Origin of the sequence: Streptomyces sp. CBMA29 (assembly GCF_014596445.1) — a bacterium.
Taxonomy (GTDB): domain Bacteria; phylum Actinomycetota; class Actinomycetes; order Streptomycetales; family Streptomycetaceae; genus Actinacidiphila.
In genome coordinates this window covers 95,506-111,047 of record NZ_MECL01000074.1, presented here as the reverse complement: position 1 = coordinate 111,047, position 15,542 = coordinate 95,506, and the positions used below count along the sequence as shown (strand labels likewise).

1 protein-coding gene and 3 pseudogenes are annotated in these 15,542 nt (G+C 72.4%); all 4 read right to left on the bottom strand.

Annotated elements, in window-relative coordinates; all coding sequences use genetic code 11:
- On the bottom strand, positions 1-6,278 hold a 6,278-nt coding region (locus BGM09_RS39165; protein WP_411158291.1), incomplete at its 3' end, for an SDR family NAD(P)-dependent oxidoreductase.
- A 231-nt stretch (positions 6,279-6,509) separates the two neighbouring features.
- Positions 6,510-7,235 (bottom strand): annotated as a pseudogene (locus tag BGM09_RS39160) (polyketide synthase dehydratase domain-containing protein); the annotation flags it as partial.
- Between the two features lie 213 nt (positions 7,236-7,448).
- Positions 7,449-11,525, bottom strand: a pseudogene (locus BGM09_RS39155) (type I polyketide synthase); the annotation flags it as partial.
- Between the two features lie 303 nt (positions 11,526-11,828).
- Positions 11,829-15,452: pseudogene (locus BGM09_RS39150) on the bottom strand (type I polyketide synthase); the annotation flags it as partial.
- Positions 15,453-15,542 lie beyond the last annotated feature (90 nt).

The following is a 15,542-nucleotide window of genomic DNA, read 5'->3' as shown; positions in this document are numbered from 1 at the left end:
CGGCCCAGACCCCAGACCTCGGCCTGCTCGGAGCGGGGCCCCTTGTCGCCGGGTGCCGTCCTGACACCTTCCACGGTGGCCGCCCACAGCCGCCCGGCCAGTTCGGCGTCGGCCGCGGCCTGGGCGAGGGCGAGCGTGACGCGTGCGGCCGGGGAGAGACCGGCGGCAGCCGGCTCCGGGGCCTCGTGCCCGGCGGGTGCGCGGCGGGGCGCGCCGGAGCCGACCGGAACGGGACCGGTCGCGCCGGAGCCGACGGGAACGTGACCGCTCGCCCCGGAGCCGGATACCGCGGGACCGGTGCCGTCGACCGCGGACGCCACGGGCCCCTGGCGCACTACAGCCTCCTCGGCACCGCGCGTCGCGGAACCGCCGTTCTCGGAATCGCCCGCTTCCGGCATCCCCGTCGCGAAACAACCGGTCTCGGCACCACCGGACTCGCCACCGCCCGCAACCGGCACACCCGCCCCGAAACCGCCCGCCTCCTGGCCGCCGGTCTCCCGGCCATCCGTCTCCCGGACGCCGGTCTCGGAGTCCCCAAGGGCGAGCAGGGACAGCACGCCGTCGGCCTCGACCGTCCGGAGGAGTTCGGCGAGGGCCGGCCGGTCGGTCCGGTCTGCGGGGATCTCGATGTGGGTGACCGTGGTGCCCGCGGCGGCGAGTGCGTCGCCCGCTGCGGCGGCCCAGGGCTCGTCCGGGAAGCTGAGAATCGTCCACCGCCCGCGCGGCGCAGGGGCGTTCGCGGTGTCCAGGGCGCGCCAGGCGATGCCGTAGCGCCAGCGGTCCAGGGCCGTACGGTCCAGGCTGCGGCGGCGCCAGGACGACAGGGCCGGCAGGACCGTCGCCAACTCGTCCTCTCCGGCGTCGAGTTCGAGTTCCCCGGCCAGGTGCTCCAGGTCGCCGCGCTCGACGGCGGCCCAGAATCCGGCGTCGGCGAGGTCGCCGGTGCCGCTAGTGGTGGGCGCGGTACGGTCCCGCAGGTCGTCCAGCCAGAAGCGGCGGCGCTGGAAGGCGTACGTGGGCAGGGCCAGCGGCGTGCCGCCCGAGCCGGGGGCCAGGGGACGCCAGTCGATGCCGGGCAGGCCGCGGACGAAGCCCTCGGCCACGGAGGCGGTGAAGCGGGCCATGCCACCTTCGTCACGCCGTAGCGTGCCGACCGCGACGCCGCCGCGTTCGGCGTCCTCGAAGGTCGCGGTCATGGCGGTGGTCAGCACCGGGTGCGCGCTGGCCTCGACGAAGAACCGGAAGCCGTCGCTCTCCATGGCCAGTACCGCGGCCTGGAAGTCCACCGGGCGGCGGGCGTTGAGGTACCAGTACGCGTTGTCGAGGGTCGCCGTGTCGACGAGGCCGCCGGTGACGGTCGAGTAGAACGGGACGGTGGCGCCGCGCGGTGTGATGTGCGCGAACAGTTCCATGATCCGCTCGCGCAGCGGCTCGACCTGGGCGCAGTGGGAGGCCACGGTCGATCCGACGACGCGGGCTCGGACGCCGTCCGCCTCGCAGGCCGCGACGAACTCCGTCAGCGCCTCGGTGTCGCCGGCCACGGTGACCGCGGTCGGGCCGTTGCGTCCGGCGATGTCAAGTCGCCCGTTCCACGCGGCTGTTCGCGCCTCGACCTCGGCGAAGGGCAGCGCCACCGAGGCGACCGCGCCGTTGCCGACGAGTTCGGCGGCGAACAGGGCGCTGCGCAGCGCGATGATCTCGGCGGCGTCTTCCATGGTGAGCGCCCCGGCCACCAGCGCGGCGGCTATCTCCCCTTGGCTGCTGCCGACGACGGCGGCGGGTTCGACACCGACCGACCGCCACAGTTCGACCAGGGAGACGTTGACGGCGAACAGCACGGGCTGAAGGACCTCGATCAGGTCCGGAGAGGGCGCGCCGGGGATCCCGCGCACGACGTCGGTGACCGACCAGTCCAGGTGGACGCGGAGCGCCGCGTCGCACTGGGCGAACCGCTCGGCGAACACCGCTGAGGTGTCGAGGAGTTCGGCGCCCATGCCCTTCCACTGCGAGCCCTGTCCGGGGAAGACGAAGGCCACCCTGCCGCGTACGTCGGCGGCGCCGGTGACGGCCCCCGCGGTCGGCGTTCCTTCGGCGAGCCCGCTGAGGGCGGCGGCGGCCTGGGCGCGGTCACCAGCCAGGACGACGGCCCGCTGTTCCAGGACGGTCCTGGTGGTCGCCAGCGCGTGCCCGATCTCGGCGTCCGTGGTGTCGGGCCGGTCGGCCACGAAGTCCGCGAGGCGACCGGCCTGCGCGCGCAGCGCCGCCGCGGACTTGGCGGAGAGCACCCAGGGGACGACGGTGCCGGGCGTGCCGCCCACGGCGGCGGCCGGGGCCGAGGTCGCAGGTGCGGGGGGTGCGGGGGGCACGGCGAGCGCGTCGGACGTATCGAATTCGGTCCGCTCGCCGAACTCGGTTCCAGATACGGCCAGTTCGACCGCACCGACCGGCTCCGCGGGCGGCTCTTCCAGGATCACGTGCGCGTTCGTCCCGCTGATGCCGAACGAGGAGACCGCGGCTCGGCGTGGGCGGCCCCGATCGGGCCACGGCGTCGCCGCGTTGAGCAGCCTGAGCCTGCCGGAGGACCAGTCCACCTCGGGCGAGGGCTCCTCGGCGTGCAGAGTGCTGGGCAGGGTGCCGTGGCCCATCGCCATGACCATCTTGATCAGACCCGCGACACCGGCCGCGGCCTGCGTGTGGCCGATGTTGGACTTGATGGAGCCCAGCCACAGCGGCTGGTCCCGTGCGTGCTCCCTGCCGTAGGTGGCGAGCAGCGCCTGCGCCTCGATCGGGTCGCCGAGGTTGGTGCCGGTGCCGTGCGCCTCGACCGCGTCGACCTCGTCGCCGGTCAGACCGGCGTTGGCGAGGGCCGCGCGGATGACGCGCTGCTGGGAAGGCCCGTTGGGAGCGGTCAGCCCGTTGCTCGCGCCATCCTGGTTGACGGCGGAGCCGCGCATGACGGCCAGGACGCGGTGGCCGTTGCGGCGGGCCTCCGACAGCCGCTCGACCACCAGCATGCCGACGCCCTCCGAGAAGCCGGTGCCGTCGGCGTCCGCGGCGAACGCCCTGCACCGCCCGTCAGGCGACAGCACGCGCTGGCGGCTGAACTCCACGAAGCCGAACGGGCTCGGCATCACCGTCACCCCGCCGACCAGGGCCAGCGAGCACTCCCCCGCCCGCAGCGCCTGGGCCGCCAGGTGCAGGGCGACCAGCGACGACGAGCAGGCCGTGTCCACCGTCATCGCCGGTCCTTCGAGGCCGAGGACGTACGAGACGCGGCCGGAGATGACGCTCAGCACGTTCCCGGTGACCGAGTACCCCTCGACGCGCTGCTGAAGGTCGGGATCCTGGCCGTAGCCGGTGCCGACCGCGCCGATGAACACACCGGTGCGGCTGCCGCGCAGCGTGGCCACATCGATCCCGGCGCGTTCCACGGCCTCCCAGGCCGCCTCCAGGACGAGCCGCTGCTGCGGGTCCATGGCCAGCGCCTCGCGCGGAGAGATGCCGAACAATTCGGCGTCGAAGTCCGTCGCGCCGCGCACGAAACCGCCCTGCTGGGCATAGCTCTTGCCCGACCTGGCCGGATCCGGGTCGTACAGGTCCGCGAGGTCCCAACCGCGGTCGGTGGGGAATCCGGAGATCGCGTCGGTGCCCGACGCCACCAGGTCCCACAACCGCTCGGGAGAATCGGCGCCGCCCGGGAAACGGCAGGTCATGGCGACGACGGCGACGGGATCGTCATCGAGCCCGGCCGCCGTCGGAACGGCTCCGGCCGGGGCTCGGTCCTCGGCGGTCGCCGCGCCGAGGCCCAGTTCGTCCTCCAGGTGCGCGGCGAGCGCGTCGGGGGTCGGGTGGTCGAAGACCACGGTGGCCGCGAGCCGCTGCCCGATCGCGGCGCCGAGGCGGTTGCGCAGCTCGACACCGGTCAGCGAGTCGAAGCCCAGCTCCTTGAACGCGCGCTCGGGGTCCACAGCGGCTGCCGACCCATGGCCGAGCACCGCCGCGACATGCGTGCGTACGACGTCGCGCAGGGCCTCGGTCCGTTCGGCGGCCGACAGCGCGGCGAGCCGCCGGACCAGGGCCGAGGAGTCGGTGCGGGTCGAGCCGCTCGCCACGGCCCGGGACCTGCGGACGGCCGCGGTGGTCAGTTCGCGGGTGAGGGCGTGGAAGGCTTCCCCGGTGCTCTGGGCGTCGCCGGGCGCGAGGCGGGCGGTGACGGCGAGCGGTACGTCCCAGCCCACCGCCGCGTCGAACAGGCCGATCCCCTGCTCGACGCTCATCGGCACCACGCCACTTCGGGCCAGGCGTGCCCGGTCCACCTCGCCAAGCGATCCGGTCAGCTCGGAGTCGGTAGCCCAGTGTCCCCAGGCCATCGACACACCCGCAGCGCCACTCGTACGGCGCACACCGGCCAGAGCGTCGAGGAACGTATTCGCCGCCGCGTAATTGCCCTGACCGGCCGTGCCCATCACGCCCGCAAGCGACGAGAACAGCACGAACAACGACAGGTCCAGGTCCCGCGTCAGCTCGTGCAGATGCCACGCGGCATCCACCTTCGCCCGCAGCACACCCCGAATACGTTCCGCGTCCAGATCCGGCACCAGACCGTCGTCCAGCGCGCCCGCGCAGTGCACCACCCCGCCCAACGGCCGGTCCCCACCGAACCGCGCGAGCAGCCCGGCCGCCTCGTCCCGGACCGCGACATCACACCCCACGACCTCGACCCGCGCACCCGCGGCCTCCAACTCCGCCACCAACCCCGCCGCGCCCGGAGCGTCTTCCCCTCGTCGGCTGGCCAGCACCAGATCCCGGACCCCGTACGAAGCCACCATGTGCCGGGCCACCAAACCGCCCAGCAGACCCGTACCACCCGTGACCAGCACCGCACTCCCGGCATCCACCCGGCGCGGAAGGCTCAGCACAACCTTGCCGACATGCCGCGCCTGCGACATGAACCGCAACGCCTCGCCGGCACGCCGTACGTCCCACACCCGCACCGGCAACGGCTCCAGCACACCCTCCGCGAACAACCCCGCCAACTCCCGCAGGATCTCGCCGAGTCGGTCCGAAGAGATGTCGGTGAGGGCGTACGGGTGGTACGTGACGCCGGGGTGTTCGGCCGCGACGGCCTGCGGGTCGCGGAGGTCGGTCTTGCCCATCTCCAGGAACCGGCCGCCACGCGGCAGCAGCCGCAGCGACGCGTCCACGAACTCCCGCGCCAGCGAGTTGAGGACGATGTCCATGCCGTGACCATGGGTGGCCTGCCGGAAGGCGTCCTCGAAGTCGAGGGTGCGGGAGGAGGCGATGTGGTCCTCGGCGAGGCCCGCCTGCCGGAGGGTGTCCCACTTGCCCTCGCTGGCGGTTCCGAAGACTTCGGCACCCCAGTGCCGGGCCAACTGCGTGGCCGCCATCCCCACACCACCGGCAGCGGCGTGGATCAACACCCTTTGCCCGGCGCTCAGTTCGCCGAGATCGGCCAAGCCGAACCAGGCGGTCATGAAGACGACGGGGACGGCGGCGGCCTGCTCGAAGCTCCAGCCCTCCGGCACCCGGACGACCAACCGCTCGTCCACCACCGCCAACGGACCGAACGACTCCGGCAGCAGACCCATCACCCGGTCACCCACCACGACACCCGCGACGCCAGGACCGACCTCGACCACGACGCCCGCGCCCTCGGTTCCGAGGTACGCGTCCGGGTCGGGATACATCCCCAGATTGACCAGCACATCGCGGAAGTTGACTCCCGCGGCACGGACGTCGACCCTCACCTGACCGGCAACGAGCGGCTCCTCGGCGGCCGGGTTCGGCGCGATTGACAGGCCGTCGAGCGTGCCGTCGCCGGAGGCGACCAGCCGCCACGCGCCCTCGGCGGGCGGACCCAGACCCCCGCCACCAGCAGGCGCCCGCACCAACCTCGGCACCAGCACCTCACCACCACGCACCGCCACCTGCGGCTCACCCGACGCCACCGCCACACCGAGCACCACACCGAGATCCGCCACCGACTCCACGACGTGGTCGGAGTCGACCAACAACAGGCGCCCCGGATTCTCAGCGAGCGCGCTGCGCACCAGACCCCACACCGGGGCATGCACCAGATCAGCGACAGACTCACCAGCGTGGGTCGCCACCGCGCCACGGGTCACCACCGCCAAACGCGACCCGGCGAACCGCTCCTCGGCCAGCCACTCCTGGACCAGACCCAACACACCGGTCACCGCACCCGCCACCGCACCCGGCACATCACCGGAGACCGCCACCGACACCGGAGGCAACACCACGCCGACCAGCGGCGGAACCTGCTGTGCCGCGTCGATGTCGGAGAGCCGTTCCACGAACACGCATCCATCAGGCGCGCCGCCGTCGGCGGGCAGCGGGGCCGGCACCCAGTCCACGCGGTACAGGCCGTCGGCCGTGCCTGCCGTGTTCGCGGCGGCGACGCGTATCTGGTCGGCGGTCGCCGTGCGCAGCGCGAGCGATGCCACCGATACGACGGGAGCCCCCTCGGCATCGGCCAGGAGCACCGAGGCGGCGTCCTCGCCCGCGGGCCGCAGCCGTACGCGTACGGAGGTCGCGCCGACCGCGCCGAGCACCGCGTCGGTCCAGGCGAACGGCAGCCTCAGCGAGGTGAGTTCGGCGGGCGAGCCGCCGCGCAGCAGGACGATCCCGTGCAGGGCCGCGTCGAGCAGGGCCGGGTGGATACCGAACTTGGCCGCGTCCTGGTGGAGTTCGTCCGGCAGCGCGACCTCGGCGTAGACGTCGTCGCCGTGCCGCCACGCGGCACGCAGCCCTTGGAACGCGGGACCGTAGCCGTAACCGGACGCGCCCACCTCGGCGTAGAAGTCCTCGACCGGTACCGGTACGGCCCCGGGCGGCGGCCACGCGGTCAAGTCCTCGGTCACCTCGGCGGTGTCGGTCGCGACGGCGAGAGTGCCCACCGCGTGCAGGGCCCAGGGCGCCGACTCCCCCGCCCCCTCGGGCCTTGAGTGGATGCCGAGTTCGCGCCGTCCGTCCGCGTCGGGCGCGCCGACGGAGACCTGCACCTGCACGCCACCGCTCTCCGGCACCACCAACGGCACCTGAAGCGTCAACTCCTCAACCCGCCCGGCCCCGACCTCGTCCGCCGCGCGCAACGCCCATTCCGCCAAGGCCGCACCCGGCACCAGAACGATCCCCTCCACCCGGTGATCACCCAGCCACGCATGCGACGCCAACGACAACCGGCCCGTGAGCACCACCTGATCCGAACCGGCCAACCGCACCACCGCGCCGAGGAGAGGGTGGTCCGCAGCGGCCTGCCCGAGCCCGCTCGGGTCCCCGGCACGCGCGGCGTCGGCAGTCAGCCAGTAGTGCTCGTGCTCGAAGGCGTAGGTGGGCAGGGCAAGTTGCCCGACGCCCGTCGAAACCGGCGTTCCTGCGAACACGGATCGCCAGTCGACGGGGAGGCCGCGCACCCAGCCCTCGGCCAGCGAGGTCAGGAACCGCTCCTGGCCGCCTTCCTCACGGCGGAGGGTGCCAAGCGCGACCGCGTCGGAGCCCGCGTCCTCGAAGGTCTCGGCGAGACCGACCGCTAGGACCGGGTGCGGGCTCGACTCCACGAAGTACCCGAAGCCGTCCGCCAGTAGAGCCCGGACGGTCTCGTCGAATCGGACCTCCTGACGGAGGTTGGTCACCCAATACGCAGCGTCCAGCGTGCTCGTGTCCATACGGCCGCCGGTCACCGTGGAGTAGAACGGCACCTGCGACGGCTGCGGCTCGATGCCCGACAGGGCCTGGACGACCTCATCCCGTATCGCATCGACCTGCACCGAGTGCGAGGCGTAGTCCACATCGATACGACGCGCCCGTACGCCCCCGGCCTCACACGACGCAAGCAACTCAGCCAACGCCGCGGGTTCACCCGAAACCACCGTGGACGACGGCCCGTTCACCGACGCCACACCGATCCGGCCGTCCCAGCGCCCGATCCGCTCCCGTACCGCCTCAGCCGGAAGCGCGACCGACACCATCCCACCGTTGCCGGACAACGACCCGCGAATCGCCTTCGCCCGCAACGCCACCACGCGCGCCGCGTCCTCCACCGACAACGCACCCGCCACACACGCCGCCGCGATCTCACCCTGGCTGTGCCCGATCACCGCACCCGGCTCGACACCGGCAGCACGCCACACCTCGGCCAGCGACACCATCACCGCCCACAACGCACCCTGCACCACCACCACGTCATCCAGGACGCCCTCGCGGATCGCCTCCACCACCGACGACCCCACATAAGGCAACAGCGCCGCATCACACTCCGCCAAACGCCCCGCGAACACCGGCGAGGAATCCAACAACTCCATCGCCATCCCCACCCACTGCGACCCCTGACCAGGGAACACGAACGCCACCCGACCGTCACCCGATCGCATCGCGCCGCTGACGAGTCGGGCGGCCGGGGCTCCTTCGGCGAGCGCGCCGAGCACGTCCTGGGCCTGTTCGGCGTCGGCGGCCAGGACCACGCTCCGGTGGGGCAACGCCGCTCGGGAGAGGGCGAGTTCGCGGCCGACCGAGGTGAGGGCAGGTGCGTCGTCCGTCCCGGCGAAGGCCGCCAGGCGTTCGGCCTGGCCGTGCAGCGCGTCCGCCGACCGCGCGGACACCACCCACGGCACCACCGCTAGCGACCCCAACGGGCCAGCGTCCGGGCCGACTTCGGGCTCGCGCTCTGGCACCGCAGAGGTGTCGGCCGCAGCGTCGCTCTCCGGCTCCTCCAGGATCACGTGCGCGTTCGTCCCGCTCGCCCCGAAGGCCGAGATCCCCGCGCGGCGCGGGTGGGTGTCGGCAGTCCACGGCATCGCCTCGGCGAGCAATTCGACGGCGCCGCTCGACCAGTCGACGTGCGGCGTCGGCTCATCCGCGTAAAGGCTCTTGGGCAGCACCTCGTGCCGCATCGCCTGGACCATTTTGATGACGCCCGCGACCCCGGCGGCGGCCTGCGTGTGGCCGATGTTCGACTTCACCGAGCCCAGCCACAACGGGTCCTCGCCGCCGCGTTCTTGGCCATAGGTGGCCAGCAGCGCCTGCGCCTCGATCGGGTCCCCGAGCGTGGTTCCCGTACCGTGCGCCTCGACCGCGTCGACATCTGCGGCCGTCAGCCCGGCGCTGTCCAGCGCGGCCCGGATCACCCGCTCCTGGGAAGGTCCGTTCGGCGCGGTCAGCCCGTTCGACGCACCGTCCTGATTCACCGCAGAGCCCCGCATGACGGCGAGAACCCGGTGACCGTTGCGCCGCGCGTCCGACAGCCGCTCCAGGAGCAGCACACCGACGCCCTCACCCCACCCGGCACCGTCCGCCGCCGCCGAGAACGCCTTGCTGCGCCCGTCAGGCGCCATGCCCCGCTGACGGCTGAACTCCACAAAGAGAGTGGGCGTGGACATCACCGTGACGCCGCCGGCCAGGGCGAGCGAGCACTCTCCCGACCGCAGCGCCTGCGCCGCCAGATGCATCGCGACCAGCGACGACGAGCACGCCGTGTCCACCGTCATCGCCGGACCCTCGAACCCGAAGGTGTACGACACCCGGCCCGATACGGCAGCCGGGGACGAGCCCATCAGGGCGTAGCCCTCGGTGTCGTTGGCCGTGGCGTCGGCGCCCACGGCGTAGTCGTGGTGCATGACGCCGGTGAAGACACCCGTCGAACTGCCTCTCAGCGAACCGGGATCAATACCCGCCCGCTCCAACACCTCCCACGACGCCTCCAACAACAACCGCTGCTGCGGATCCATCGACAACGCCTCACGCGGAGACACCCCGAAAAACCCCGCGTCAAACTCCCCCGCGCCATAAAGGAACCCACCCTCACGCGCATAACTCCGCCCCGCCACACCAGGATTCGGATCAAACAACCCCTCAACATCCCACCCCCGGTCCACCGGGAACCCCGACACCGCATCCCCACCCGAAGCAACCAGAGACCACAACTCCTCAGGCGAACCCACACCACCCGGATACCGACACGCCATCCCCACAATCACCACCGGATCGGCCGCATCACGAGCCGACAGGGGACCGGCCGCACCCCCACGGCCAGCGACCTGACCGGTGCGCTCGTCACCGAGCACCAGCGTGCGGAGGAAGCCGGCCAACGCCCGTGGCGTCGGGTAGTCGAAGACAAGCGTCGCCGGAAGCCGCAGGCCCGTCGCTCCCGCGAGGGCGTTGCGAAGTTGCAGGCCGGTCAGCGAGTCGAAGCCGAACTCCTTGAAGCTACGGGCGGGTTCGACGGCGGACGGGTCCGCGTATCCGAGGACTGACGCGGCGCGGCCACGGACCAGGTCGAGCAGATAGCGGAGTTGGTCCTCCTCGGTCAGGCCGGTGAGGGCGCGCAGGAGGCCGCCGGAGTCGCCGCCGACGTCGGTGGCGCGGCGCGGTCGGCTGCGGACCAGACCCCGGTAGAGCGGAAGGACGGGTTCGCCGGCGCGGGCCGCGCCGCGCAGGGCGCGCAGGTCGAGGCGGCTGACGACGTGCACCCCGGTGCCGCCGCCAGCGGACACGGCGGCGTCGAAGAGCGCCAGGCCCTGCTCGGGCGACATCCGCGTGACGCCCATCCGCAGGTAGCGGGCCACGTCGGCGTCACCGAGGTGGGCCGTCAGCTCGCTGGCCTCTGACCAGTAGCCCCAGATCAGGTCGGTGACCGGCAGTCCCTCGGCGCGGCGGCGCGTAGCGAGGGCGTCCAGGAAGACGTTGGCCGCCGCGTAACCGGCCTGGCCCGGGTTGCCCAGCACACCGGCGATCGAGGAGAACAGCGCGAACAGCGACAGGTCCACGTCCCGTGTCAGCTCGTGCAGATGGACAGCCGCGTCCACCTTCGGCGCGAGGACTCGGGCCACCTGATCGGCCGTCAGTGCCGACACCACTCCGTCGTCGAGCACACCGGCCGCGTGCACCACGCCCGTCAGCGGCCGGCCGGAAGGAACCGCCTCCAACACCGCTGCCAAAGAAGCCCGGTCGGCCACATCGCAAGCCGTGATCTCGACGCTCGACGCGCCCGCGTCCAGCAAGCGCCGCTCCAACTCCGGTGCGCCTGTGGCCGTCCGGCCCCGGCGACCGACCAGCAGCAGATGCCGCACCCCGTGCGCGGAGACCAGGTGCTCGGCGAGGAGCCGTCCGAGGGTGCCGGTTCCACCGGTGATGAGTACGGTCCCGTCTTCGCGCAGCGGTGATCGCGCGGGTCCGGCCGGGGCGACGCGGGCGAAACGGGGCGCGAGGAGCACGCCGTCGCGGATCGCGATCTGCGGTTCGCCGAGATCGACGGCGGAGGCGACAGCGGCGGCCACGGAGTCCGAAGCGGCATGGGTGCCATGGGTGCCGTGGGTGCCATGGGTACTGTCGGTGCCGGCCGCGTCGTCGGTGTCGACCAGGACGAATCGGTCCGGCGCCTCGGACTGGGCGGTCCGCAGCAGCCCCCACACGGGAGCGTGAACGAGGTCCGCCACCTCGTCGTCCGGCCCGGTGGAGACCGCCCGGGTGGTCACGACGACCAGGCGCGAGGCGTTCAGCCGCTCGTCGGCGAGCCATGCCTGGACGAGGGCGAGCACGTCGGTGACGGCGGTGCGTACCCGAGACGGCAGCTCACTGTCGGCCTCCGACCGGGTGTTCCCAGGGTCCAGCCGGGTGATCACGTGGGCGGGCGGTTCCAGAGTGCCCGCGTCCAGGCGCGCCAGCAGCGCGGCGACATCCGTGACGTCCTGGCCGCCGCCCAGGGTGAGGACCGGTCCCGGCGCGGGGACGGCGGCCCCGGCGGAAACGGGCAGCGGCGTCCAGTCCAGGGCGAAGAGGCCGTCCCGGCCGGCGCCGCCGTCGGCCTGCCGGAGCTGTTCGGGGGTGGTCTCACGCAGGGCGACGGACTGTATCTCCGCGAGCGGGGCCCCTGCCGCGTCGGCGAGCGTCAGCGCGACGGCACCGCCGTCCAGCGGGCGGACCCGTAGCCGCAGGCGACTCGCGCCGACTGCGGACAGCGCCACGCCTTCCCACGCGTAGGGCAGCCGCAGCGGCGCCGACTCCGGTGTGCCGCCGTCGAGCAGGGAAACGGCGTGCAGGACCGCGTCGAGCAGCGCGGGGTGGAGGGCGAAGCGTTCGGCGTCCTTGGCGGCGGCGTCGGGCAGCGTGACCTCGGCGTACACGTCCTCACCGTGCCGCCACGCGGCGCGCAGGCCCTGGAACGTCGGACCGTAGCCGTAACCCGCCGTCGCCACCCGGGCATAGAAGTCCTCGACCGGGACCGGCCGGGCACCGGCAGGCGGCCAGTCGGTCAACCCGGGGCTTTCAGCGGGCCGTTCGGTACTGAGGACGCCGACGGCGTGCCGTGTCCACGGTTCGTCGTCCGCGATGCCGTCCTCGCCGCGCGAGTGAATCGAGATCTCGCGGCGTCCGTCGGCGCCCGGGGCGCCCACCGCCACCTGGAGCTGAACGGCACTGGCCTCGGGGATCACCAGCGGCGCCTCAAGGATCAGCTCATCGATCTGGCCGGCGCGGATTTCCTCACCGGCGCGCAAGGCGAGTTCCACGAAGGCCGCGCCGGGCAGCAGCACGGTGTCGTTCACGGCGTGGTCGGCCAGCCACGCGTGCGTACGCAGGGAAATCCGGCCGGTCAGCAACAGCGCGTTCTCGTCCGCGAGTTGTACGGCCGCGCCCAATAGCGGATGGTCGGCCGCCCCGAGCCCCAGCGACGAGGCGTCCGCGCTGCCGAGCGAGCCGGACTCCAGCCAGTAACGCTGATGCTGGAAGGCGTACGTGGGCAGGTCCACGAGGTGCGCGGGGGTTCCCGCGAAGACGGACCGCCAGTCGACGGGCAGGCCGCGTACCCAGCCCTCGGCGAGGGACGTCAGGAAGCGTTCCTGGCCGCCTTCTTCACGGCGGAGCGTGCCGAGCGCGACCGCGTCGGAACCGGCGTCCTCGAACGTCTCCGCCAGACCGACAGCGAGGACGGGGTGCGGGCTCGATTCGATGAAGTACCCGAATCCGTCTGCCAGTAGGGCCCGGACGGTCTCGTCAAAACGGACCTCCTGGCGGAGGTTGGTCACCCAATACGCAGCGTCCAGCGTGCTCGTGTCGATACGGCCGCCGGTCACCGTCGAATAGAACGGAACCTCGGACGAGGTCGGCGTAATCCCGGACAGAGCCTGGACGACCTCGTCACATATCGCATCGACCTGCACCGAGTGCGACGCGTAATCCACATCAATACGACGCGCCCGCACGCCCTCGGCCTCACACGACGCCAGCAGCTCAGCCAACGAGCCGGGTTCACCCGAAACCACCGTGGACGACGGCCCGTTCACCGACGCCACACCGATCCGGCCGTCCCAGCGCCCGATCCGCCCCCGCACCGCCTCAGCCGGAAGCGCGACCGACACCATCCCACCGTTGCCGGACAACGACCCACGAATCGCCTTCGCCCGCAACGCCACCACGCGCGCCGCATCCTCCACCGACAACGCACCCGCCACACACGCGGCGGCAATCTCACCCTGGCTGTGCCCGATCACCGCACCCGGCTCGACACCGGCAGCACGCCACACCTCGGCCAGGGACACCATCACGGCCCACAACGCCCCCTGCACCACCACCACATCATCCAAAGCACCCTCGCGAATCGCCTCCACCACCGACAACCCGACGTAAGGCAACAGCGCCGCATCACACTCAGCCAAACGCCCCGCGAACACCGGAGAGGAGTCCAACAACTCCGTCGCCATCCCCGCCCACTGCGACCCCTGACCCGGAAAGACGAACGCCACCCGACCCGCGCCCGGACGCACCACACCGGACACCACACCCGAGGTCGTCACACCCTCCGACAGGGCCGCCAGCCCCGGCACCATTGCCTTGACGTCGTCGGCGAGGGTCACCGCCCGGTGCTCAAGTGCCGCGCGGGAGGCGGCAAGTGCTCGCCCGATGTACACCGGGGCGGGCAGCTCGGCGGAGTCGGCCGCGAAGGCGGCGAGCCTCGCGGCCTGGCCTCGCAGCGCGGCGGCTGACCGCCCGGACACCACCCACGGCACCACTGCCAGCTCGCCCAACGGGCCCTGGGTTGACGGTGTTTCGTCCACGGCCGCGGGTTCCTCGACCTGAGGTGCGTCTTCCAGGATCACGTGGGCGTTCGTCCCGCTGATGCCGAACGAGGACACGGCGGCCCGGCGGGTGCGGTCCCCGCGCTTCCAGTCGACCGGCTGTTCCAGCAGACGGACCGCGCCCGCGGACCAGTCGACGTTCGAGGTGGGCGCGTCGATGTGCAGGGTGCGCGGCAGCTTCTCCTCCTGGAGGGCCAGCACCATCTTGATGACGCCGGCCATTCCGGCGGTGTGCGCGGTGTGGCCCAGGTTCGACTTGACCGACCCGAGCCACAGAGGGTGGCCCGCCGTGCGGCCCCTGCCGTAGGTGGCGAGCAGCGCCTGCGCCTCGATCGGGTCGCCGAGCGTCGTGCCCGTACCGTGCGCCTCGACCGCGTCCACCTCGTCGCCGGTCAGACCGGCGTTGGCGAGGGCCGCGCGGATGACGCGCTGCTGGGAGGGGCCGTTCGGAGCGGTGAGGCCGTTGCTCGCGCCGTCCTGGTTGAGGGCCGAACCGCGCACCACCGCGAGCACGTTGTGGCCGTTGCGTCGTGCGTCGGAGAGCCGTTCGACGAGCAGCATGCCGACGCCTTCGGACCAGGCGGTGCCGTCGGCTCCGGCGGCGAACGCCTTGCAGCGGCCGTCGGGCGCGAGTCCGCGCTGTCGGCTGAAGTCGACGAAGACCCACGGCGTGGGCATCACAGCCACGCCGCCGACGAGGGCGAGCGTGGACTCGCCGTTGCGCAGGGACTGCACGGCCAGGTGCAGGGCGACCAGCGACGACGAGCACGCGGTGTCGATGGTCAGCGCGGGGCCTTCGAGGCCCAGGGAGTACGAGACGCGGCCGGATATGACACTGATGAAGGAGCCGGTGCCGGTGTAGCCCTCGACGCCTTCCGGCACCTGCTGCATGGTGGTGAGGTAGCCGGTCCCCGCCGCGCCGACGAACACACCGGTCTTTGTGCCCTTGAGCGAGCTGGGGTCGATACCGGCGCGTTCCAGCGCCTCCCACGACGACTCCAGGACGAGCCGCTGCTGCGGGTCCATGCCGAGGGCCTCGCGCGGCGAGACGCCGAACAGTTCGGCGTCGAAGTCCCCTGCCCCGTCGAGGAATCCGCCTTTGAGGAGGTACGTCTTGCCGGGCGCGTCGGGGTCCGCGTCGTACAGCGCCTCGGTGTCCCAGCCGCGGTCGGCCGGGAAGCCGGCGATGGCGTCGCCGCCGGTCTCGAGCAGTCGCCAGAAGTCCTCGGGCGTGCCGACGTGACCAGGGAACCGGCAGGCCATGCCGACGATCGCGATCGGCTCGCTCTCCCGGTCCTTGACCTCCTGCAACTCCTGCCGGGTCTGGTGCAGGTCGGCCGCCACGCGCTTCAGGTAGTCGACCAGCTTGTCGTCGTTCGCCATCCGAGGCGTTCCTCCTCCGAGCCGTTACGGGATGTCCTGCGTCGTGTGGCC